Here is a 23399-nt window from a genome sequence, read left to right as displayed (position 1 = left end):
TGTGATGTGACGAGGGGCGCCGGCGGTCGTGGACCGGCGGCGCCCCTTGTCGTTTCCGGCGGTTGTTTACCGCCCGAGTGTCAGGAAAGGACGAAGCATGGGGATCGCGGAGCAAGCGCAGCCGAAGTCCGGCGAAACCGGCTATACGGTGGCAGGCGGCGACGCTAATGTCGCGCACATGAAGATACTTGTCATCGAAGACGACCTGGAAGCAGCAGCCTATATGACCAAGGCCTTTCGCGAGGCCGGCATCGTCGCCGATCATGCGAGCGACGGTGAAAGCGGCCTCTTCATGGGCACCGAAAACAGCTATGACGTGATGGTGGTCGACCGCATGCTGCCGCGCCGCGATGGCCTTTCGGTGATCAGCGAACTGCGCAAGCGCGGCATCGACACGCCCGTCCTCATTCTCTCCGCACTCGGCCAGGTGGATGACCGCGTCACGGGCCTGCGCGCCGGCGGCGACGACTATCTGCCGAAACCCTATGCCTTTTCCGAACTGTTGGCGCGCGTCGAGGTGCTCGGTCGCCGCAAGGGCAAGCCGGAACAGGACATGGTCTACCGCGTCGGCGACCTTGAACTCGACCGGCTCTCTCACGAGGTGAAGCGGGCGGGCAAGGAAATCCTGCTGCAGCCGCGCGAGTTCCGCCTGCTGGAATATCTGATGAAGAATGCCGGGCAGGTGGTGACGCGCACCATGCTGCTCGAACATGTCTGGGATTATCACTTCGATCCCCAGACCAATGTCATCGACGTGCATGTCTCGCGGTTGCGCTCCAAGATCGAGAAGGATTTCGACAAGCCGCTTCTGAAGACGGTGCGCGGTGCCGGTTACATGATCAAGGACGAAGGCTGACATGCGGCTCAAGGCCCGTCTCGGGGTGCTGGCCAAGTCGACGGCCGTGCGGCTGTCCGCGCTCTACATCCTGCTCTTTGCGCTCTGCGCCGCCTTCCTCGTCTTCTACGTGACGGGGCTCGCCGAGCGTATCCTCAACAATCAGACCCGCGAGGCGCTGCGCCAGGAAATCACCGAAATTCAGGGCGCCTTCGAACGCGGCGGGATCAACCAGCTGCTGCGCACCATGGAGCGCCGCGCCCGCCAGCCGGGGGCCAACCTCTATGTGATTGCCGGGCCGAATGGCGAAATCCTCGCCGGCAATGTCGCCTCTCTGCAGCCAGGCGTTTTCGATGAAGAGGGATGGACGGATTTCCCCTTCCGCTACCAGCGCTATACCGACAGCGGCGGCGTGAAACGCCATCTGGCGACCGGCCATGTCTTCATCCTCGAGAATGGCCTGCGCGTGCTGGTCGGGCGTGACCTCGGCGAACCGGGCAAGCTGAGACTGCTGGTGCGCCAGGCGCTGATGGTGGCGCTTCTGATCATGGGCGTCGGGGCTGTCGTCATCTGGTTTGCCATCGGACGCAATGCCTTGAAGCGCATCGACCGGGTCTCGGCGGCAAGTCAGAAGATCATGGCCGGCGACCTCTCGCAGCGCCTTCCCGTGTCAGGATCGGGCGACGAGTTCGACCGGCTGTCGTCCTCGCTGAACGGCATGCTGGGACGCATCGAACAGCTGAACGAGGGGCTGAAACAGGTTTCCGACAACATCGCCCATGACCTGAAGACACCTTTGACGCGCCTGCGCAACAAGGCGGCCGATGCGCTGGACGAGGATGATGCGAATGCGAGGAAGGCGGCGCTGGAGACGATCATCGCCGAATCCGACCAGCTGATCCGCACCTTCAATGCGCTGCTGATGATCTCCAGAGTAGAAGCTGGCTCGATTGCCGCCGAACTCTCAGACATCGATATTTCAGCTGTTGCCGCCGACAGCGCCGAGCTTTACGAGCCGGTCGCCGAAGAGGCGGGTCAGACAATGATCTGCGAGATCGCGCCGGGTCTTTCGGTACGGGGAAATCGCGAACTGGTCGGGCAGGCGATCTCCAACCTCATCGACAACGCGATCAAATATGGCAGCCAGGGCGAGGCGGGCTCGGAGATCCGGGTGCGCGTCTCGCGAGGGGCAGCCGGCGTCGAAATTGCCGTTTCCGACCAGGGGCCGGGGGTGCCGGAAGACAAGCGCGGGGAGGTGGTGAAACGCTTCGTGCGGCTGGACAAGAGCCGGTCGAAGGCGGGCACGGGCCTAGGGCTTTCTCTGGTCGAGGCGATCATGGCCCTGCATGGCGGGCAGTTGAAGCTCTCCCACACGCGCGATGATCCCGATTATCCGGGTCTGACGGCAACGATGGTTTTTCCCGGAATGAAGCCGTAACCTATTCAGGTTTGAGATTCGCGAGAAATCTCGACCGGGAGAGGAGAGGCTGATGGGGAACGGCAGGACGAGCAGATTGTCCGATGTGGCGGATGGGGTGATCCGTCCGCTGAACCAGACGGAGCTGAAGGCGGCGGTTGCACTTCTCAAGGACCTGACGAAGCAGGAGCCGGCACTGGCCGAGCATCTTTCGACTGAGGGGCCGCTCCGCCAATTCGTGCTTTCGGCCTTCACGCTCTCTCCCTATCTGCGCGATGTCGCAAACCTGAAACCCTCGCTTCTGCTCGAGGCGGTGTCCCAGCCGCTGGAGCCGCAGATCCTGGACGCGATCGACGCGGCGCGGAATGCTTGGGCGCCCGACGCCTCCGGTGCGGCACCTGGCGAGGCGGAGGTGATGGCACGGCTGAGACGCGCCAAGCGCAAGGTCGCCTTTCTGACGGCGCTCGCCGATCTCGCCCGCGTCTTCACCGCACGCGACACCACAGCCTGGCTGACGGCCATTGCCGATGCTGCGGTTGGAGCCGCGATCGACCATTTGCTGCTCGCCGGCCATGAAGGCGGCAAACTCACCCTGAAGAACCGCGGCAATCCGGCTGAAGGTAGCGGCTTGATCGTGCTGGGCATGGGCAAGCATGGCGCCCGCGAGCTGAACTACTCCTCCGACATCGACCTCGTGATCTTCTACGATCCGGACGCCGGCATCCTGAAAGACCCTGTCGACGCCATGGAGACCTATGGCCGGATGATGCGCCGTCTGGTGCGTATCCTGCAGGAGCGCACGGCAGATGGGTATGTCTTTCGCACCGACCTGAGGCTGAGGCCTGATCCGGGCTCGACGCCGCTTGCCGTACCGGTCGAGGCTGCGCTCATCTATTACGAGGGCAGGGGCCAGAACTGGGAGCGCGCCGCCTTCATTAAGGCGCGGCCGGTCGCGGGCGACCTGAAGGCAGGCGAAAGCTTCCTGCGGGAACTCGTGCCCTTCGTCTTCCGCAAATATCTCGACTATGCGGCAATTGCCGACATCCACTCGATCAAGCGGCAGATCCATGTGCACAAGGGCCATGGTGCGATTGCGGTGAAGGGCCATAACGTCAAGCTGGGACGCGGCGGCATCCGCGAGATCGAATTCTTTGCCCAGACCCAGCAGCTGATTGCCGGTGGCCGTATGCCGGATCTGCGCTGCCGCCCGACCGAAGAGGCGCTGAACGCACTCGCCGCCGCCCGCTGGATCGACGCGCAGACGGCAGAAGAACTGACCGACTGCTACTGGTTCCTGCGCGATGTCGAACACCGCATCCAGATGGTGCATGACGAGCAGACCCATGTCCTGCCGGAGACCGAGGCCGAACTGAAGCGCATCGCCTTCATGCTGGGCTTCATCGACACGACCGCCTTTTCCCGCGCGCTGGAAACGACGCTCAAGACCGTCGAGAAACGTTACGCCCGGCTCTTCGAAAAGGAGGAGGGCCTGTCGAGTGCGACAGGCAATCTCGTCTTCACCGGGCAGAAGGACGATCCGGATACGCTGAAGACGCTGAAGGGCCTTGGCTTCGAGCGGCCGGAGGACATCTCCCGCGTCATCAGGACCTGGCATTACGGTCGCTACCGGGCGACGCAATCGGTGGAGGCCCGCGAGCGGCTGACCGAGATGACGCCGGATCTCCTGAAGGCCTTCGGCGAAAGCCGGCGGGCCGACGAGGCGCTGCTGCGCTTCGACAACTTCCTCTCTGGGCTCCCCGCCGGCATCCAGCTCTTCTCGCTGCTCGGCAACAATCCCGCCCTTCTCGACCTGATGGTCAACATCATGGCGGCTGCTCCGAGGCTTGCCGAGATCATCGCCGAGCGCCCGCATGTCTTTGACGGCATGCTGGATCCGGGTCTCCTGGTCGAACTTCCCACCCGCGACTATCTCGGCAAGCGGCTGAAGAGCTTTCTCTCCAGCGCGCGCCACTATGAGGAAATCCTCGACCGGCTGCGCATCTTTGCCGCCGAACAGCGCTTTCTGATCGGCATTCGCCTGCTGACCGGTTCGATCGGTGGCGCCCAGGCGGGCCATGCCTTCACCGATCTTGCCGGCCTCGTCATCGACGAGGCGCTGAAGGCGGTCATTGCCGAGATGGAGGCAGCGCATGGCAGGATCCCGGGCGGCCGGGTGGCGCTGGCCGGCATGGGCAAGCTCGGCTCCTACGAGCTGACGGCAGGCTCCGACGTCGATTTGATCCTGCTTTACGAGCATGACGACGATGCAGCGGAATCGGATGGTGCAAAGCCGCTCGACCCGGTGCGCTACTTCACGCGGCTGACGCAGCGGCTGATCGCGGCCTTGTCTGCCCCGACGGCGGAAGGCGTGCTCTATGAGGTCGACATGCGGCTGCGGCCCTCCGGCAACAAGGGGCCGGTCGCAACCCGGCTCAGATCCTTCGCCCGCTACCAGCGCGAGGAGGCCTGGACCTGGGAGCACATGGCGCTCTCAAGGGCGCGGATGATCTCCGGCGATCCGAGCCTGATCGAAGAGGCCGAGCGCATCATCGAGGAGGTTCTGGCAGCACCGCGGGATCAGGCCAAGACCGTCAAGGATGTGGCCGAGATGCGCGGGCTGATCGAGCAGGAGAAGCCGGCACGGGACATCTGGGATCTGAAACTCATTCCCGGTGGCCTTGTTGATATCGAATTCATTGCGCAGTATTTGGCCCTGGTCGCCCCTTCGAAGGGGCATCGCGTGCGCACCAACGAACTGTCGACGGCGGAGGCCCTGAAGGCGCTCGGTACACTCCTCGATCCGAACGATCTCGACACCTGCCTGACGGCCTTAAAGCTCTACACCGATCTGTCGCAGGTCATAAGGCTGTGTATTGACGGTCCCTTCGATCCCGACAAAGTGCCCGCCGGTTTGACGGATCGGGTGGCGCGGGCAGCCGAGAGCCCGGATGTGAAGACAGCTGAGGCGGAGGTGAAACGACTATCCAAGGCGGTCAGAGGAGTGTTTTCACGCGTGGTCGCATAGGCCATAAAATTTACGTGATATTCGAGTGATCTAATTTAGAATATCTGTAAATTAATGGTGGCTCAATAAACTTTCCTCCCGAATCGTCTGGTCACTTGACCGCTTGAAGTGGGAGATGGGAATGCGGAACATACCAATTCTGGGCAAGTTCATTGCCATCATGGCCGCCTTCGGAATTTTTTCGATGGGGGTCGCACTCTTTATGGGCAGCAAGCTCACCGCAACGAACGAGACCTACACGGGTCTCCTTGAGAATGAAACGACCGGAGCGCTGTACATTTCGCGCGCCGGGCGCACGATACAGCAGATGCGCGCATCGATCGGGGATATGCTGATGGCCGCCGATCCCGACACCATCGCCGCTGCCGAGAAGGAGCTGGCCGACACCAAGGCATCCTTTCTTCAGTTTACTGATATGGCGATCAAGGCACTGCCTAGTGAAGCAGAAATCTCTGGCCTGCGCGACCAAGTCCTACAGATCGTCGAAAAGACCTGTGGCCGCGCTGTATCTCTCGGCAGACTCGCTACCACACCCGAAGCTATCGCCGAGAGCCAACAGATTTTTCTGACCGAATGCCAGCCGGCTTTCGCTCAGATCACCCCGCAGTTTAGCGCGTTTGTGACCAAGATCGCCGCGGCATCGAATGCGCGTGCCCAGGAGTTATCCGATGCTACGGCTGCCGCAGCTCGCAATTCGCTGATCGGTGTCTTCCTTGGCATCGCCGCAGTCCTGATAGGCGGGTTTGTTGCCATGCGCGCCTGGCTGGTCCGTCCGATCCGGCAAATGTCGCAAACCATGGACGTGCTCGCGGCCGGCAACTTCGATACCCATGTCGACGGCACCGATCGCCGCGATGAGATCGGTCTGATGGCGCGCTCCGTACAGGTCTTCAAGGTCAATGGTCTGAAGGCCCGCGAACTGGAAAGTGAAGCGGAAGCCGCACGCAGCCAGGCCGAAGCGGAGCGGGCAAGGGCTGCCGAGGCGGACCGGAAGCGGTCGGCAGACATGGCGCAGGCAACCTCGGGCCTCGCAGAGGGCCTGCAGCGTCTTTCCGATGGTGACCTCGGCTATCAGTTGCTGACCCCGTTTGCCGCTGATTTTGAAAGCCTGCGTGCCGACTTCAACACAGCCGTGACCAAGTTGCGCGGCACCTTGAGCGCCGTGGCACAGTCAGCGACCGCAATCGATGGCGGTTCGCGCGAACTGAGCCAGAGCGCTTCCGACCTGTCGAAGCGCACCGAGCAGCAGGCGGCCTCGCTCGAGGAAACCGCTGCCGCGCTCGACCAGATCACGACCAATGTGCAGAACTCGTCGAAGCGCACCGAAGAGGCCCGCAACATGGCCGCCCAGGCAACAGCCTCTGCCAAGACGTCGGGCCAGGTGGTCGCCGATGCGGTTGACGCCATGCAGCGGATCGAAAGCTCATCGAGCCAGATCTCCAACATCATCGGCGTGATCGACGAAATCGCCTTCCAAACCAATCTTCTGGCGCTGAATGCCGGCGTCGAAGCCGCCCGCGCCGGTGAAGCGGGCAAGGGCTTCGCGGTTGTTGCCCAGGAAGTGCGCGAGCTTGCCCAGCGCTCCGCCCAGGCCGCCAAGGAGATCAAGGAACTGATCGGCAAGTCGGCCCAGGAGGTCGAAAGCGGTGTGAAGCTGGTGACGGCAACCGGCGAGGCGCTGAAGGTGATCGGCGACCACGTCATCGCGATCAACGGTCAGCTGGATGCGATTGCCACCTCGTCACGTGAACAATCGGTGGGTCTCTCCGAGGTCAACACGGCCGTCAATCAGATGGACCAGACCACGCAGCAGAACGCGGCCATGGTTGAAGAGGCGACGGCCGCGTCCGCCTCGCTGGCGTCGGAAGCTGAGCGCCTGCGCCAGCTGATTTCGCAGTTCCAGCTTGGCACCTCCGAAGGCGCGCATCGTCCGGTGGTCGCCAGCAGCAGCGCCCACGCCCCTGTCGTCTCCCCCGCACGCCGGATGATGAACAAGGTCGCTGGCGCCCTCGGCATGACCTCGGCCAAGGCCGAGAGCTGGGAAGAGTTCTGAAGAGAGCCATCAGCCTGAAACAGCAAAGGCCGCCCACCGGACGGCCTTTGCGTTTCTGGAGATAGGTGGGGGTGGCGTCTCAACCCGCGCGGCGCATCGGGGCGAAGGCGAGGGTTTCCGGGATGCGCAGCGACACCACCGTGCCCTGGCCCTCGCGGGAGCGGATCTTCAGCGAGCCGCCGTGCAGGGCCACCAGCGAGCGGGAGATGGCAAGCCCGAGGCCGGAACCGCCCTTCGATTTGGCATACTGGCTTTGCACCTGTTCGAAGGGGTTGCCGATCTTGCCGAGCGCGCTCTTCGGTATGCCGATGCCGGTATCGACAATCGAGACGATGACGGCACCCTCGACCTTGCGGGCACGAAGGGCGATCTTGCCGCCTTCGTCGGTAAACTTCACGGCATTCGACAGGATGTTGAGCAGGATCTGCTTGATGGCGCGGCGGTCGGCGATCAGCGACAGGCCAGGCTCGACGCGCTGCTCGACGGTGATGTTCTTCTCTTCGGCCGGAATTGCGGTGAGGCGCATGCTTTCTTCGATCAGCGGGCAGAGATCGATCGTTTCGCAACGGATCTTCATCTGACCCGCCTCGATCTTCGACATGTCGAGGATGTCGTTGATGACGTTGAGGAGATGCTTGCCGCTTTCGTGGATGTCCTTGGCATATTCCTCGTATTTCGGCGAGCCGACCGGGCCGAACATGCGGGCAAGCAGGATTTCCGAGAAGCCGAGGATGGCGTTGAGCGGCGTCCTGAGCTCATGGCTCATATTGGCGAGGAATTCCGACTTTGCCTTGTTGGCGGCCTCGGCGCGCTGCTTTTCGGCGAGATACTTCTCGTTGGCGTCGGAGAGTTCGGTCTTCTGCCGCTCCAGGATCTTCTGAGAGGCGGAGAGGTCGCCGATGGTTGCCATCAACCGGCGTTCCTGGTCGCGCAGGCGCTCCTGGTGACGCTTCAGAAGCGTGATGTCGGTGCCGACCGAGACCAGGCCGCCGTCACGGGTGCGGCGCTCGTTGATCTGCAGCCAGCGCTCGTCGGCCAGCTGCACCTCGGAGGTGCGCGAATTGGTGCCGTCATCGGCATCGGCAATGCGGCGCTGGATGATCGGCTTGCCGGCGGCAGCAAGCACAACGGCACGCTCCTTGCCCGGGACGAGCACATCATCCGGCAGGCCGTAAACCTTCTGGAAATGGCCGTTCCAGGCGACCAGCTTGTCGTTCTTGTCCCAGAGCACGAAGGCTTCCGATGTGCATTCGATGGCGTCCGCCAGGCGCTGATCGGCTTCGGCATAACGCTGGGCCAGTCGATGCTGCTCGGTCACGTCCATGGCGATGCCGATCACATGCTGCTCGCCCGTGGTGGTCGAGATGATCTGGGCGCGGGCCCGCATCCAGACATAGTGGCCCTGGGCGTGGCGCATGCGGAAGATCTGGTCGATGTGACGCGAGCTGCCACGGCCGACGGAGCGGGCGAGCGCATAGAGATTGCCGTCATCAGGATGCATCAGGCGGGCTGCATCGGCAAAGGCGAGCGGCTGGGCGGACGGGGTGAGGCCGAGCATTTCGTACATCGAGCGCGACCAGACCAGCTTGCGGCTTTCCAGATCGAAATCCCACAGCCCGCAGCGGCCACGCGCCAGCGCCGTTTCGACGCGCAGGTTGGATTCCAGGAAGGTATCGTCTGCCTCGCGGGCCCGCTTCACCTGATAGAAATAGGCGTAGAGAATGACGAAGAGGATCACCGAGATGCAGGTGAAGAGCGTGACGTTCAGCGAGAGTTCGCGGCGCCAGAAATCCTCGACCGCCTGCAGCGAATGGGCCGCGACGATCATCGCACCATCCGTGCCGACGGGCGTGAAGATCGCGTGATGCGGAATGCCGTTGAGGTCGGTTTCGATGGCTCCGGTCCGGCTGCCGGACTGGCGGATGGTCATGACCTCGGGCAGCAGGCTCTGCAGTGTCGCACCGACCTGACCGGCGGCTTCCGGTGACGAGGCAAAGACCCGGCCGGCCGGATCGACGAGCAGCACGAAGGCGCCATGGGAGAAGTGTTCGCGGTCGAGGAAAGTCGAGAGGCGCTTTTCCGCCTCGACGCGATTGCGTGTTTCAAAGAGCGGGAGCCGCTCCCCGAGAGCCGCGTTCACGGTTGCCGCAATCAGGGCCGTCGACTGACGAACGGCGTTTTCCATGCGCTGATGCTCGCTCATGATGCCGATCGTGCGCGCAAGTGCCACGACGGTCAGAAAGGCGAGGATGAGCACCGGGATCGCCCGGCGCAAAATGGTCTCGATGCGCCGCGAGCGCGCCGTGGCCTGCGCTGCGCCATGCGCCTGAGACGAAGAGTCGGAGGAAGCCCCTCCGTGCCGCCTGAAGAATTCCACCATGTCCGAAAATTTGATGCGCAGCCGCTCATCAGCTGCGGTGACCCGCCGCGCGTCCAACATCGTCCCTGCCTCTGTCCCTCGTGTGATTCGAAGCGCCGCTTGCTCGAATCTGACGCCAAGGAATCATGACCGATTCGCCTTGTCCAGAGCCGGTGCGTAAAGAAAATATTAACCCCTTGCTCCGACTCCGCTTTTTTATTGGCGACGTGGCAAGCGGCTGAATCTGATGGGAAATCAGGCAGCCTTGAAGGCCTCTGAACGAGCCTTCGGACGAAAAAAGGCGCCGGTTTTGCCGGCGCCTTCATGAATGGTTCGCGGGGCTGTCTCAGCCCTTGAGCACGCGCTCGACGATGTCGCGCACATCGGTCGACAACGTCGCCGAAGCCTCGATGGTCGAAAGTGCGGCGCGAGCCTTCTCGGCGCGGCCGGCTTCAAGCAGGCGCCAGGAGCGCATGGCCGTCAGTAGGCGGGCCGCCAGCTGCGGATTGCGCGGGTCGATCGCCAGGATCTGCTCGGCAAAGAAGGTATAGGCTGCGCCGTCTGCGCGGTTGAAGCCGGTCGCGTTGCCGAAGGCGAAGGTGCCGACGAGCGAGCGGACGCGGTTCGGATTGCTGGGCTGGAAATGCGGGCTTGCCATGAGCGCCTTGACCCGTTCCAGGCTCGCCGCACCCGGGATCGTCGCCTGGATGGTGAACCACTTGTCGAGAACGAGCGCATTCGAGGCAAAGCGCGTCTCGAAGGCAGCGAGTGACGCCTTCGTCTCGGCCGCATCCGGGAAGCGGTGGGCCAGAATGGTCAGCGCCTGCGACAGGTCGGTCATGTTGTCGGCCTTGGCAAAGGCCTCGGCGGCCAGCGCCGGGCTGTTTTCCGCCAGCGACAGGAAGGAAAGCGCAAGGTTCTTCAAAGCCCTCTTGCCGGCACCTGCAGCATCCGGCGAGAAGGGGCCGGAAGCCGAATGGGTGGCGTAGAGCTTGCGGAAGACATCGGCGCCTGCCGTGGCGATGGCACCGAGCACGGCCTGGCGGCCGGCATGGATTGCGTCGGGATCGTTGTTGTCGCCCAGTTCACGGGCAATGTCGGCTTCGCTCGGAAGCGAGAGCGCCTGAGCGCGGAAAGCGGGTTCCAGCGCCTCGTCGGCAGCAACTGAGAGCAGCACGTCGATGAAAGCGGGGCTTGTCGTCACGGAGCCAGCCTCGCGGGCGGTCTTGGCCGCGTCGGTCAAGACCGGCAGGGCAAGATCGGTGATGGCCTGCCAGCGGGCGAAGAGATCGCTGTCGTGGCGGGCAATATGGCCGAGATCCTCGGCACTCTGGGCGAAATGCAGGGTCACCGGAGCCGAGAAGCCGCGATTGAGCGAGACGACCGGGCGACTGCCGATGCCGGAGAAGGTAAAGGTCTGGGCACGCTGGTTGAGATGCAGCACATCGCCGGTGACATCGCCGCCTGATATCGCGGAGGCCGAGGCTTCCGGGCCGTTTTCCGAGATCAGGGCGAAGCGCAGCGGAATATGCATCGGCTCCTTGCTGCTCTGGCCGGGGGTGGCCGGGATCATCTGCTCAAGCGACAGGGTGAGCGTCTTGGCGCCGGCATCATAGGCCGAGGAGACGGTGATCTGCGGCGTGCCGGCCTGGTGATACCAGAGCGAGAACTGCGTCAGATCCTTGCCGCTTGCATCCTCGAAGCACTTGACGAAATCCTCGACCGTCGCGGCCTCGCCGTCGTGGCGTTCGAAATAGAGGTCCATGCCCTTCTTGAAGTCGTCGCGGCCGAGAATGGTCGCGATCATCCGGGTGACTTCCGAGCCCTTCTCGTAGACGGTCGTCGTGTAGAAGTTGTTGATCTCGCGATACTTGGTCGGACGCACCGGGTGTGCCAGCGGGCCGGCATCCTCCGGGAACTGCTCCGAGCGCAGATGACGGACTTCGGCGATGCGCTTGACCGCGCGCGAGCGCATGTCGGCGGAGAATTCGTGGTCGCGATAGACGGTGAGGCCTTCCTTCAGGCAGAGCTGGAACCAGTCGCGGCAGGTGATGCGGTTGCCGGTCCAGTTGTGGAAGTATTCATGCGCGATGATCGCCTCGATATTCGCGTAGTCCTGGTCGGTCGCGGTCTCGGGATCGGCAAGCACATACTTGTCGTTGAAGATGTTGAGGCCCTTGTTTTCCATGGCCCCCATGTTGAAGTCGGAGACGGCGACGATCATGAAGATGTCGAGATCATATTCGCGTCCAAAGACCTCTTCGTCCCACTTCATGGAGCGCTTCAGCGCATCCATGGCATAGGCCGCGCGCGGCTCCTTGCCGTGCTCGACATAGATCTTCAGCGTCACGTCACGGCCGGACATGGTCGTGAAGGTGTCTTCGACCACGCCGAGATCGCCGGCAACCAGCGCAAACAGATAGGACGGCTTCGGATGCGGATCGAACCAGGCGGCGAAATGTTTGTCCGGGCCGAAGCCGGCGCCACCGAGGAAGTTGCCGTTGGACAAGAGCAGCGGATTGGCGGCCTTGTCGGCGATGATGTTGATCGTATAGACGGCGAGCACATCCGGACGGTCGGGGAAATAGGTGATGCGGCGGAAGCCCTCGGCCTCGCACTGGGTGCAATAGATGCCGTTTGAGCGGTAGAGGCCCATCAACTGGGTATTGGCCTCCGGGTTGATCATCGTGACAACGGTGATCTCGAAAGGCGTCGATTCCGGTAGGTCGCGGATGGTGAGGCTCTCCGGCGTCGCGGTGTAGCGCGCGGGATCCAGTTCGATCTGGTCGAACAGCAGGCTGGTCATGGTGAGGTCGTCACCATCCAGCACCAGGGGCGCAGTCGGATCGACACCTTCGCGGCGATGGAAGATCAGGCGGGCTTCCACCTTGGTTTCCGTCGGGTCCAGTTCGAAAGTCAGATCAACCCGTTCCAGAACGAAGTCGGTGGGGCGGTAGTCTGCCAGATGAACGATCCGGCCCGTATCTGTGCGCATTGTGTGTCCTGGTCGCTGCGGGGTTGGCCACCCCGGCGCGAGTGGAAGGGCTCGCGGCCGAATGGGGTCAAGTTGCCGGCAATAATTGCAGCAATTTCTGAACGATTGTTAAAACGCGAGCTATTTTCGGGTATGCTCTTGATCAGTCGGCCGCTTTTCTTCGGTTGGTGCGCCCAGAAGACGCTCAGAATCCAAGAATAGTCGCCGTTTCATCTTTGCTAAAAATACATCTATGGTTTCGACCTGGTTCACTTCAGACGCAATTGCTGACGCAGCGCGTCGTCGCTCTCCAGCGTTTGCACGATGACACCCGACCAGCCGAGCCCGTCATAATCTTCATAGCCAAGGGTCTTGGCAAAGGCGACGGTGGCGCCGCTATGGTCATAATAGCTGCCCCGGGCGAGGTTGCCTGGATTGTTGAGCGCGAAATGGGTGTAGAGTCGCTCGGGACGGGAGGACGCGATGACCATGTTGCTGCCGTCGAGCAGCAGGACCTGGGTGCGTTCGGCGACCTGTGGCGGCAGGTTGGCTTCCTTGTCGACGATCGCCTGGCCCTGCGCCTTCCAGTCGAAATAGACGCCGAGCGTGCCGAGCAACTGACCGTCAGAGCGACCGCCGGCGCGGATGCCGGTCGCGTAGACGAGGATGTCGCGGTTGTCGTGCAGGGCGCTGCGCTTGACGGTATCGACGACATAGTCGTCTCCGCTGCGGCAGCCGCGCGCCGCGCGGAACCATTCCTCGTTCGACAGATCCTTGTTGCTGAGATTGCGCTGGTAGCGCGGATTGGCCGACGCCACGACGCGGCCGCTCGCATCTGTCATGACCAGATCGAGATAGACCGTGTAGAAACGGTTGATCACACCGAGCCGGTTTGCCGCATGGTTTGCCCGCTCCGGTGTCGGCTCTTCGAGCGCTTCCCACAGCGCACTGTCGGTCGCCCACCAGCGCACGTCTGCGGTACGCTCGAAGAGATTGCGCACGATGAACTGGACAAGGGTTTGGGCGAGATCGACCAGCCGCACCCCCTCCATCTGCGCCACGAGATCATCGGCCATGTCACGGCTCTGCCGTATGCGGCCGAGCACGTTCTCCTGGAAGCGTTCTGCGGTTTCGCCCGCCCCCTGGGCAAGGCGTTGCACTTCGTTGGCGACGACGGCAAAGCCTTTACCGGTCTCGCCAGCCCTGGCTGCCTCGATGAGCGCGTTGATCGCCAGGAGCCGGATCTGGCGCACGATCAGCGCGTTGTCGGCGCTGAAGCGCTCCAGGTCACTGCCGATGCTTTCCGTGATCAGGCGCATCGAACGCGGCGTTGCGGGGATGTCTGTCGGCTGCTGGTTCTGGGGATCTGCCTGCGGCATGGCGCCAATCCTCTTCAAATGAAACGATCGAAAAACGGCAGAAGACGCCGCATTAATATGACTTATTCTTAGGAAATAAGTTTTCTTCGATTAAAACGCGGTTAATCGAAGAGTTGTATGGGGCTCGTACTTCAACCATTATTGGATCAATCTTGCGTGAGATGCGGCTTGCGGCATGCCGCCCGGCATGCAAGCTAGGTCTGTGCCGAGTCCGAGGCGAGGCAGAGGCCACGTTCCCGAAGCCTGGCGCAAATCCTGACACGTCCGCCACACGCATCTAAGACACCTGAACCCATGGCCTTTGCCGACCCAAATCCGCTGCGCGGCATTGTGCTGAAAGTCTGTTCGGTGACCGTCTTCGTTGCCATGCAGACCTGCATCAAACTCGCCGGAAGCGGCATTCCCCCTGGACAGATCAGCTTCTATCGCTCTGCCTTCGCGATCCTTCCCATCGTTATCTACCTCGCCTGGCGGGGCGAATTGCGCTCGGCGATGCAGACGGACAATCCGCTCGGTCACCTGAAGCGAGGTCTTCTTGGCGTCTGTGCCATGGGGACCGGCTTTTATGGTCTGGTGCATCTGCCGCTGCCGGATGCCATCGCCATAGGCTATGCGATGCCGTTGATCGCGGTCATTTTTGCCGCTGTCTTCCTCAAGGAGACGGTTCGGCTCTACCGTTGGACTGCTGTGGTCGTCGGCCTCGTCGGCGTGTTGATCATATCCCTGCCAAAGCTGACTCTGTTTGGTCAGCAAGGTCTGGGCTCCGAGGCGGCGATGGGGGCGGTGGCCGTTCTGATCTCGGCCATGCTCGGCGCTGGCGCCATGCTGCAGGTTCGCCAGCTGGTGCGGGAAGAAAAGACCTCGACGATTGTCCTGTTCTTTTCCGTCACAGCAGCGCTTTTATCAGCACTCACCTGGTTCTTCGGTTGGGCGGAACTCTCGTGGCGCGCGCTGGCACTTCTGGCGCTGGCCGGTTTCTTCGGCGGTCTCGGCCAGATTCTGCTGACCGAGAGCTATCGCTTTGCCGATGTCTCGACGATCGCCCCCTTCGAATACTGTTCGATCATTCTCGGCTCGATCGCGGCCTATATTCTCTTTTCGGAGATCCCGCCCGCAACCACCTTGATCGGTGCGGCAATCGTCGTTGGAGCCGGGATCTTCATCATCTACCGGGAGCATCAGCTGGGCCTCGAACGGCGTGCCGCCCGCAAGGCCTCGACCCCTCAGGGATGACCGATCAGCGCTCGGGATCGGAGAGGGGCGAGGCGCCTTCCGTGCCCTGCATGGGCAGAACAGTGGCCTGGAAATCGGCCTTGTCGGCAAGCGACCCCTTGTCGGGACGCCGTGTGATGCGCCAGGCGGCATAGGTGGCATAGAGCGCGAAGGCGAGGCCGAGGAAAACGATGAGTGCATTGGGCCCGAACCACTGCATCAGACTGCCGGCCATCAGCGGGCCGGTCACCGTGCCCATGCCGTAAAGGATCATGATGGCGCTGGAGAGCGTCACATATTCGTCGGGATCGGCCAGGTCATTGGCATGGGCGACATTCAAGGAATAGACCGGATAGAGCACGGTGCCGACGAAGAAGCCGGCAACGTAGAGCGCCGTTGCGTCGCCGGCGCTGAAGGCGATCATCAAACCGCAGGCGCCGACGCCGAAGAGCCCGGAGGCGACCATGACCAGGCGCCGGTCCATTCGGTCCGAGATACGCCCGATCGGCACCTGGGCCAGCGCCCCACCTGCGAGAAAGGCAGCAAGCAGCGTGGCGCCCTCAGCCGTTGTCATGCCGATCGTCTGGGAATAGACGCCTCCGAGACTGCCCCAGGTGCCTGAAAGCGCGCCCGACAGGAGCGAGCCGAAAAAGGCGATTGGCGAGCGGCGATAGAGGCGTTTGAGATCGAAGCGCGCTTCTGCGATCGGTGTCGGCGAAGGCGCGGTCGAGAGAGCGACGGGGAACAGCGCCAGCGAGAAGATCAGCGCGCAGATGATGAAGAGGTTTGGTCCATTCACATCGCCCAGCGGCACGATGTATTGCCCGCCGATCGAGCCGACCAGGCAGGTCACCATGTAAACGGAAAACAGCGCCCCGCGATTGGCATTGGTGACTCGCTCATTGAGCCAGCTCTCGATCAGCAGATAGGCACCGGCGATGGCAAAGCCGGAAAGGCCGCGAAAGATGACCCAGGCCCACCACTCGACCACGAGAGCGCAGAGCAGGATGGAGACGGTGAGCAAGGTAATCAAAGCGCCAAACACCCGGACATGGCCGACACGGCGCACGAAGATCGGCGTGACGACGCAGGAGACCGTGAAGCCGAAGGTGTAGCCCGTGGCGATGACGGAGATGATGAAGGTCGACCAGCCCTCGTTCAGCGAGCGGATTGGCAGCATGTAGCCCATCAGGCCAAAGCCTGCCATCATCAGCAGGGTGGAGAGCATCAGGGTGGCAATCGATGCGAGACTGGACAGCATTGGTTCCCCCGGGCAACTCGTCTTCAAGAATAGTGCCAGCATGGCCCGGCAGGTGAAATGTTGAATACGACGCAGTTTTGCGCTTTTGCGGGAGCTTTGAGCATTCTCTCGCAGATTCGGGCAATAAATGATTGAAACACTGTGAGCAAATCGTTTACCTTTAAAACAACTGGGTGAGAGAGGCGCCGAATTTCGGTCTGGTGCCCGCCAAAGGGGTCGAATGGAGCCAGGTCGCGCGAGTAAAAGCGTTGTAAAACGGCAAAGTGGCAGCCGCTTGTGCTCCACCTTTTCCTGGCCGGATCGACAGACATGGATGACCGTGTCATGAGCCTTTCACCGACCGCGATCGCCCGACACCCGCATTTCATTTCTGCCTTGCGCGCCTATGCCGGCAAATTGCGGAGCCAGTTTGACCAGAGCCCGCGCCTTTCCCGCATGCTGGCATCCCATCAGCGATGGCTGCTCAGCCAGGCCGCGTTCGCTTTGCAGCTCGAATATGATCCCAGCCAACCGGGAAGCGGTCTGACCACCACCAATCTCCGGGAAATCATCACCTCGAACAATGCCGCGAGCCGCAACACAGTCCTCAATTTCCTCGACCAACTGCTGAGCTACAAGTTTGTTCGCATCGCTGGCGACCCAAACCGCCGCCCCAGACGCTACGAGGCGACGGAATTGCCCCATAAGGCCATGCATCAGTGGCTGATGACCAATTTTGAGCTCTTGGACCGCCTGGATGGCGGCGAAAGGGCGGCAACACTGGCCGAGCAGCCCGATCTGTTTCGCCAGATCCAGCCGCAGATTGCCCGGCGGGCCTGCCTGGACCCCAGCTGGCTGGAACCGCCGCCGCGCGTGGCCCTCTTCCTCTGGACGGAAGCCGGCGGTCTCGTGATGGATGAGTTGGTGCGCCGTGCCATGGAATTGTCGCCCGATGCCGAGGGCTACAATATCGGCCGGATCGACGCGCGTCTGATGGCCGAGCATTTCATGATTTCCCGCACCCATCTCCAGCGGCTCTTCCGTCGCGCCGTCGAAAGCGGTTGCCTCCACTGGCCGGACGGAGATCGCAATCACTGCATCCTGCGGCGCGACTTCCTGGACGAATATTGCGGTTGGCAGGCGATCAAATTCGCGATCGTCGATTTCGCCTATGAGCGGATCTGCGGCTCGGCGCGCGTGGGAAAGTCTGATCCGCGCCTCGGCGCGGTCGGCGGTCACTGATACGCAAAAGGCCCGCACATGGCGGGCCCTGTGAGCAAGCAATCCGTGTTCAATCAGAAGCCGAGCGGCTGGAGCGCGCGATCGACACTTCGGTCCTGAGCCTGCTTCCGCTTGCGCGCTGCCATCGACAGTTCTTCCGACGCGCTGACGGCATGGCCGATCTGGTGCATGGCCTCACGGAGGCTGCGGACGGGGTGGAACGAGATGTTCATGGTCTTGTCCTCTGCTCTCTATGCATATCGATTTCTGCGATTATATTTGTTCACGGCTGAACGATTGCCGCAATGCACAATGCGGAAGCCCTGATATGCGTTCCTCGCATGCTGGCTCGGCGGCGCAAGCTGACTTCAGGCGCGGAAGTCGGAAAACACGGTGGCGGGACGCGCGATGCGGCCAGCCTGACCGGCGAAGCGGGCGCTCAGCTGCTCGGCTGCAACGCCGCTGCCACTGCGATTGTAGGGGCTGGCGCCGCGACCGGTTTCGCCTGCGAGACGCAGGGTCTCGAATTTGCAATGGATAGGACGGGTGCGAAGGCTCACGGTGGTCTTCCTTTAAAAGTGTCCCTCCCACTTTCGACTCTATATATCGCAGTGCAGCATAGATTCGGCAACCGGCATGGCTGCGATACTGCCATGCATTCTGCGCATGGCAGTTTTCATAATTTGTTTACACTGCTATAAATTTAGCCGTTATTGGCTGGATTGAGGCGTTCGGAAAAGGCGAGCAGGTCCATCCAGGCCAGCGCCTTGCTGGCCGGGGCGGACAGGAGCTCCTGCGGATGCAGGGTCGCCATCGCCTGCACCGAATGGCCGCCGACGCCGATTTCGCGCCATTTTCCTCGGAGCGCATGGATCGTTCCGGTTTCACCGAAGAAGAAACGTGCGGCGAAATTGCCGAGCACCAACACCAGGCGGGGTTCGGCAAGCGCGATCTGCCGTTCGATGAACGGTCGGCAGATGGCCGTTTCCGGGCCAGACGGCATGCGGTCACCCGGAGGGCGCCAGGGAATGACGGTGGTGATGGTGACGCTCTCGCGGCTCTGGCCGATGGCGGCGAGCATGCGGTCGAGAAGCAGACCAGCGCGACCGGAAAAAGCCTGACCCTCGCGGTCGTCGTCGGCATTCGGCATGGGGCCGATCACCATGATGCCGGCCGTGCCGCCACCCTGGGCCGTGATTGTCGAGCGCGCCGAGGTCTTCAGGTTGCAGCTGGCAAAAGCCTCGATCGCTGTCTTCAGCTCAGCCAGCGAACGGGCGCTTTCGGCCGCAAAACGGGCTTCTGCGACGGCATTTTCATCCGGAATTGCGGGCAAAGCGGAGCTTTGCGAAGGCTGGGCCCGCGCCGGCTGACGCTCTGATGCGGCGGCGGCACCTCGGGCCGGCGCCGTTCTCGAAGGCGTCTTCGATGTCGAAGCGTCCGCCTGCCGCTGCGTGATCTGCCGCGCTGCCTTCTCGGCCTGAAAAGCCGCGATCCGGTCGACGGGATCCTCTTCCACGAGCCATTCGACGCCCGCTTCCGCATGGAATGCGAGAAGCGCTGCTAGCTCTGCGGGCGTCATGTCGCGGGCTTGGATCATCAGGCTGTTCTAGTGTGATTGGAAGGGGAAAGGCAAATGGAAAGCGGGGCGGGGGATGTTGCCGGCAAACAACCTGTGGCCCGTTGCGTCCGCCACGGCGCATTGTACGAGGGAAAGAACCACACGAAGACCACGCAGCCTTACTTGTTTGAACCATGTATGATCTGGGTGAAGGACAACCGATGAAATCCAACTCGGCCACGTCACGACGACGCTACCCCGTCAACTCAGTAACACTGTTTGCTTCTAGTCGCCCCCTTCGGCGAGATCAGTTGAGGGGGAGTGTAAACTCGATACGGCAAGCTGCCCCCGCTGCATCTTCGGCAAACGATATGCTTTCGGAGATTATCTCCTGAAAGGGCGGGACAGCATTGGCCGTGCCTCCTGTTGTTCCAAAGGGTTGGCCCGTTGAATCAATCAGGGTGCAGGCGTAGTTGACATTAAACGGCACTGTCGATCGATTGGCGATACCTACAACAACTACATTGTAACCGGGGTCTCTCTTTATAGCGATTGTACGTATGGATGCTGTATCTGTAGGCGAGTAGTCGCGAGGCGTGAGCTCCGCAGCCATCGCTGGCTGAGCCAAAAGAAGTAAGAGAGTCACAGGAAATCTCACTTGCGCCTCCGTATTCAACGTCGCGTTATAGTAGACAATCGGGAGTGAAGCTCAACCCGTTCCTGAAAGCCGATCGTGACAACGGCCAGATCCGCATCGATACGGAAACGGTGCTCTCCGGCATTCCGCCGGCGGCCTTCGACTACCGGCTCGGCAACCGCTCGGGGCTGGAATGGATCCTCGACTAGTACAAGGAAAAGACCCCGAAGGACCCGACGATCCGCGAAAAGTTCAACACCTACCGCTTCGCCGACTACAAGGAGCATGTCATCGATCTCATCGCCCGGGTGACGACTGTGTCTGTTGAGACCATGGCGGTGACGGAGGCGATGAAGAACGCGCGGCGGTGAGCTGATCACAGGATGCCCCTCATCCGCCCTTCGGGCACCTTCTCCCCGCAAGCGGGGAGAAGGCAGATCCGGCTGCGTCGCGCGCCTCCCTCTCCCCGCCTACGGGGAGAGGGTAGGGTGAGGGGCACTTTTGTGTGTGACGTCTTCGTCGGATCACCCCAGCCCGGAGCTTCGCTCCGCCCTCCGCCTCACGGGGGGGGGTCACGCCACCCACTGCGCAATATCATCCCGCTCGCCGATCAGCGCGAGACCATGGGCGATCGAGACCAGTTCGCCGCCGGTTTCGATGCGCGACACGTCGAAGCGGCGGTGGAAAATGTCGCGCACGGCGGGCACGAAGGAGGTGCCGCCGGTGAGGAAGACCTTGTCGATGCTGGCGGCTTCCGTGTTGCTCGTCGCCAGCACCTCGTCGAGCGCCTCTTCCATGCGGACAAGATCCTCGGCGATCCAGCTTTCGAAGTCGCGGCGGGTGACGCGCTTTTCGCCGGCCTTGCCGAGGGGGGCGAAGCGGAACTCGGCTTCCTCTGCTGAGGACAGCGCCATCTTGGTGGCGGAGACGGCCTGGTAGAGCGGGTAGCCTTCATCATGGTCGATCAGGTCAATTAACAATTCCAGCTTTTCCGGCTCTTCCGCCTGGCGGACGAGCGACTTGAGGTCGGTGAATTCCTTCAAGGTTTTGAAGACCGAGAGCTGGTTCCAGCGCGAAAAGGCGAGATAGTAGTTGCTCGGCACGTCGAGCAGCTTGCCGAAACTCTTGAACTGGCTGCCCTTTCCGATCTCGGGGGCGACGAGCTGGTCGATGATGCGCGCATCGAACTGGTCGCCGGCGATGCCGACACCCGAATGACCGATCGGTGTTGCACTCAGCCTGCCGGCCTCGGTCGAAAAGCGGATCAGCGAAAAGTCGGTGGTACCGCCGCCGAAGTCGGCGACCAGCACGGTTGCGTCCCGCTTCAGCGTGCGGGCGAAGTAGAAGGCGGCAGCGACCGGCTCATAGACATAGTGGATCTCGGGAAAGCCAAGCCGCGTCAGCGCCTCGTTGTAGCGGGTGACGGCGAGATCAGGATCGGGGCTGGCGCCGGCAAAATGCACCGGGCGACCGGCGACGAGGCGCTTTGCCTCGCCCGGCCAGCCATCACCGGCATAGGCCTGCAGCCGCTTGAGGAAGACCTCCATCAGGTCTTCGAACTGGAAGCGGCGGGCATGCACCAGCGTGCCCTGGAAGAGGGCGGAGGCCGCGAAGGTCTTGATCGACTGCAGGAAGCGGCAATCGCCGGGATTGTCGATAAAGGTGCGGATCGCGGCCTGGCCTGCCTCGACCTTCAGGGCACCCGCGCCGAGCTGGCGATCCTTGAGGAAGGACAGCGCCGTGCGCATGCTGTCCGAGGTGCCGGCCGACGATGTATAGGCAACCGAGCGGGTTTCATCTCCGCTTTCCGCGACGGCGATGACGGTATTGGTCGTGCCGAAATCGAGCCCAAGCGCTTCAGCCATGGCCATCGCTCCCTAGTTCTGTTGGTTGTCTGTGGAGGCCGGCTGGCCGGCAGGTCGGCAAGGCCAACGCGTCAAAGAGCGCGCCTGATGCCACAGGGGGCTGACAAGGGCAAGGGTGGAAATGGCGGCGGGATCGTCAGCGACGGCGCAGGCGAAACAGTCCGAAGAGCCCGACAGCAGCAAGGGCTGCGCCATAGAAGATCCACGGCGTCTGGTCGATCATGAAGCTGGAGGCGGGATAGGGAAAGTGACCCGAGCCCTGACCCATCCAGATAAAGCCGATGAGAACGCAGAGTGCGAACAGCACTTGCAGGGCGATACGGACAGGCGGCATCGGCATTCTCCTGGATTGTGATACGGAGAGGGACCGTGAACCCACTTTTATCTCGGATCAAGCGCCTGGCGCGATGTCGCCCGAGTTGGTTCTATTCTGACGCCGACCCGCGTCTCAGACATCCAGATAGGCGCGCGAGAGAACGGCGAGGGGCGCATCAATGTCGAGCGGTTCAGGCTCTTCGTCTTCGGCAAATCGCGACAACAACTGCCCGATGATCGCGCCCTGCACAGCAGAGCGCGCCTTGGTGGGAAGTGGTTTGGGCGTCTCCGGCTCGTCTTCCACCATGAACAATGGTGCAAGAAAGTCGAGAAGCGTCCGGTCTTCATGTCCGGCTTCCGTCATGGCGGGAACTCTCATCTCCCAGTGAAACTGGTCTTTGAATAGTCCCCAGACCTTGCCAAGCTGTTCAATCAATCATTCGAAATTTAGCGAAGCGGAACTTACGTTTGGCGCGCAGGCTGGCGCCTGAGTTCGACCTTAGATCGATTTCGCCGCCCCGCCATCGACACGCAGCATGGTGCCGGTGATGTAGCTGGCCTGGGCCGAGCAGAGAAAGGCGGCAGCGGCGGCGAATTCTTCGACGCGTCCGAGCCGCTGGGCGGGGATGGATTTTACCGATGCGGCGCGCACCTCTTCGAGGCTCTTGCCTTGCTTTTTGGCATTGGCACCATCGAGCTCGTCGATCCGGTCGGTATGGATACGTCCGGGCAGGATCATGTTGGCGGTGACGCCATAGGAGGCGAGCTCGGAAGACAGCGTCTTGTTCCAGCCGACAAGGGCACCGCGCAGCGTGTTGGAGAGCGCAAGGTTCGGGATCGGTTCGAAGACGCCCGAAGAGGCGACTGTCAGCACGCGGCCAAAGCCCTGCGTCTTCATCAGCGGCACAAGCGCATTGGTGAGCGTGATGACGCGGACCACCATCGACTGGAAGAAGGTGTAGAGCTTATCCGCATCCATCTCCTCCGCCATGCCGGGCGTCGGACCGCCGGTATTGTTGACGAGGATATCGATGCCGCCGAGCGTGTGATGGACGGCTGCCAGCATCTGATCTACGAAATGCGCGTCGGCGAGATCGGCCACGACGTAATCCGCCTTGCCGCCGACCGAGCGGATCGCCTCGACATTGGCCTTCAGTCTCTCTTCAGTGCGCCCGCAGATCAGCACATGGCAGCCCTCCGCCGCCAGCGCCTTTGCGATGCCAAACCCGAGGCCGCGCGAGGCGGCGAGCACGAGGGCGCGTTTGCCGGAAATACCGAGATCCATGGGGAAAATCCTTTCGTGATATGA

Annotated in this window: 18 protein-coding genes; 7 read left to right on the top strand and 11 right to left on the bottom strand. The window is 62.2% G+C overall.

Features of this window, described 5'->3' with window-relative positions:
- Window positions 1-97: 97 nt before the first annotated feature.
- The 4 genes from AC1PUL_RS11275 (at window position 98) to AC1PUL_RS11260 (ending at window position 7330) form a co-directional block, all read left to right on the top strand.
- Window positions 98-856, top strand: coding sequence for a response regulator transcription factor (locus tag AC1PUL_RS11275; protein ID WP_480464289.1), 759 nt, complete (start codon window positions 98-100; stop codon window positions 854-856).
- Window position 857: 1 nt separating this feature from the next.
- Complete coding sequence (locus AC1PUL_RS11270; RefSeq protein WP_480464288.1) at window positions 858-2273, top strand: sensor histidine kinase; 1416 nt, start codon at window positions 858-860, stop codon at window positions 2271-2273.
- Window positions 2274-2325: 52 nt separating this feature from the next.
- Window positions 2326-5277: a bifunctional [glutamine synthetase] adenylyltransferase/[glutamine synthetase]-adenylyl-L-tyrosine phosphorylase gene (locus AC1PUL_RS11265; protein WP_480464287.1), complete on the top strand. Its 2952-nt coding sequence runs from the start codon at window positions 2326-2328 to the stop codon at window positions 5275-5277.
- Between the two features lie 121 nt (window positions 5278-5398).
- The gene (locus tag AC1PUL_RS11260) at window positions 5399-7330 is read left to right on the top strand and encodes a methyl-accepting chemotaxis protein (RefSeq protein WP_480464286.1); all 1932 of its coding nucleotides are present in this window, start codon (window positions 5399-5401) and stop codon (window positions 7328-7330) included.
- Window positions 7331-7409: 79 nt separating this feature from the next.
- On the opposite strand, the gene AC1PUL_RS11255 is transcribed toward AC1PUL_RS11260, so the two are convergent.
- The 3 genes from AC1PUL_RS11255 to AC1PUL_RS11245 form a co-directional block, all read right to left on the bottom strand.
- A complete protein-coding gene (locus AC1PUL_RS11255; RefSeq protein WP_480464285.1) occupies window positions 7410-9770 on the bottom strand; it encodes a PAS domain-containing sensor histidine kinase in 2361 nt (786 codons plus the stop codon).
- A 265-nt stretch (window positions 9771-10035) separates the two neighbouring features.
- Window positions 10036-12684: an aminopeptidase N gene (gene pepN / locus AC1PUL_RS11250; RefSeq protein WP_480464284.1), complete on the bottom strand. Its 2649-nt coding sequence runs from the start codon at window positions 12682-12684 to the stop codon at window positions 10036-10038.
- Between the two features lie 248 nt (window positions 12685-12932).
- Window positions 12933-14042, bottom strand: a complete 1110-nt coding sequence (locus AC1PUL_RS11245) for a methyl-accepting chemotaxis protein (RefSeq protein WP_480464283.1) — start codon at window positions 14040-14042, stop codon at window positions 12933-12935.
- A 294-nt stretch (window positions 14043-14336) separates the two neighbouring features.
- Here AC1PUL_RS11245 and AC1PUL_RS11240 point away from each other — a divergent pair, with 294 nt between their 5' ends.
- Window positions 14337-15275 (top strand): DMT family transporter, encoded by a 939-nt coding sequence (locus AC1PUL_RS11240; protein WP_480464282.1) that lies wholly within the window; start codon window positions 14337-14339, stop codon window positions 15273-15275.
- 4 nt (window positions 15276-15279) lie between these two features.
- Here the strand turns inward: AC1PUL_RS11240 and AC1PUL_RS11235 are convergent, their stop codons facing one another.
- The gene (locus AC1PUL_RS11235; RefSeq protein WP_480464281.1) at window positions 15280-16515 is read right to left on the bottom strand and encodes an MFS transporter; all 1236 of its coding nucleotides are present in this window, start codon (window positions 16513-16515) and stop codon (window positions 15280-15282) included.
- Between the two features lie 309 nt (window positions 16516-16824).
- Between AC1PUL_RS11235 and AC1PUL_RS11230 the strand changes: the two genes are divergently transcribed.
- Window positions 16825-17736 (top strand): hypothetical protein, encoded by a 912-nt coding sequence (locus AC1PUL_RS11230; protein WP_480464280.1) that lies wholly within the window; start codon window positions 16825-16827, stop codon window positions 17734-17736.
- 53 nt (window positions 17737-17789) lie between these two features.
- Here AC1PUL_RS11230 and AC1PUL_RS11225 read toward each other — a convergent pair whose 3' ends face one another.
- From AC1PUL_RS11225 to AC1PUL_RS11215, 3 genes are all read right to left on the bottom strand, one after another.
- Window positions 17790-17948: a hypothetical protein gene (locus tag AC1PUL_RS11225; protein WP_480464279.1), complete on the bottom strand. Its 159-nt coding sequence runs from the start codon at window positions 17946-17948 to the stop codon at window positions 17790-17792.
- A 135-nt stretch (window positions 17949-18083) separates the two neighbouring features.
- Complete coding sequence (locus AC1PUL_RS11220) at window positions 18084-18275, bottom strand: hypothetical protein (protein WP_480464278.1); 192 nt, start codon at window positions 18273-18275, stop codon at window positions 18084-18086.
- Window positions 18276-18418: 143 nt separating this feature from the next.
- Window positions 18419-19312, bottom strand: coding sequence for a uracil-DNA glycosylase (locus AC1PUL_RS11215; protein WP_480464277.1), 894 nt, complete (start codon window positions 19310-19312; stop codon window positions 18419-18421).
- 663 nt (window positions 19313-19975) lie between these two features.
- Between AC1PUL_RS11215 and AC1PUL_RS11210 the strand changes: the two genes are divergently transcribed.
- A complete protein-coding gene (locus tag AC1PUL_RS11210; protein WP_480464276.1) occupies window positions 19976-20119 on the top strand; it encodes a type ISP restriction/modification enzyme in 144 nt (47 codons plus the stop codon).
- A 363-nt stretch (window positions 20120-20482) separates the two neighbouring features.
- Here AC1PUL_RS11210 and AC1PUL_RS11205 read toward each other — a convergent pair whose 3' ends face one another.
- The 4 genes from AC1PUL_RS11205 to AC1PUL_RS11190 form a co-directional block, all read right to left on the bottom strand.
- Window positions 20483-21775, bottom strand: coding sequence for an Hsp70 family protein (locus AC1PUL_RS11205; protein WP_480464275.1), 1293 nt, complete (start codon window positions 21773-21775; stop codon window positions 20483-20485).
- Between the two features lie 136 nt (window positions 21776-21911).
- A complete protein-coding gene (locus AC1PUL_RS11200; protein WP_480464274.1) occupies window positions 21912-22109 on the bottom strand; it encodes a hypothetical protein in 198 nt (65 codons plus the stop codon).
- A gap of 114 nt (window positions 22110-22223) precedes the next feature.
- The gene (locus tag AC1PUL_RS11195; protein ID WP_480464273.1) at window positions 22224-22454 is read right to left on the bottom strand and encodes a hypothetical protein; all 231 of its coding nucleotides are present in this window, start codon (window positions 22452-22454) and stop codon (window positions 22224-22226) included.
- 135 nt (window positions 22455-22589) lie between these two features.
- On the bottom strand, window positions 22590-23375 hold the full coding sequence (locus AC1PUL_RS11190) for an SDR family oxidoreductase (protein ID WP_480464272.1): 786 nt from the start codon (window positions 23373-23375) through the stop codon (window positions 22590-22592).
- Window positions 23376-23399: the final 24 nt, after the last annotated feature.

This window comes from Rhizobium sp. P43 (assembly GCF_056730705.1).
Note: the sequence above shows the minus strand (reverse complement) of the source record. Positions and strands in the feature narration are given on the sequence as shown.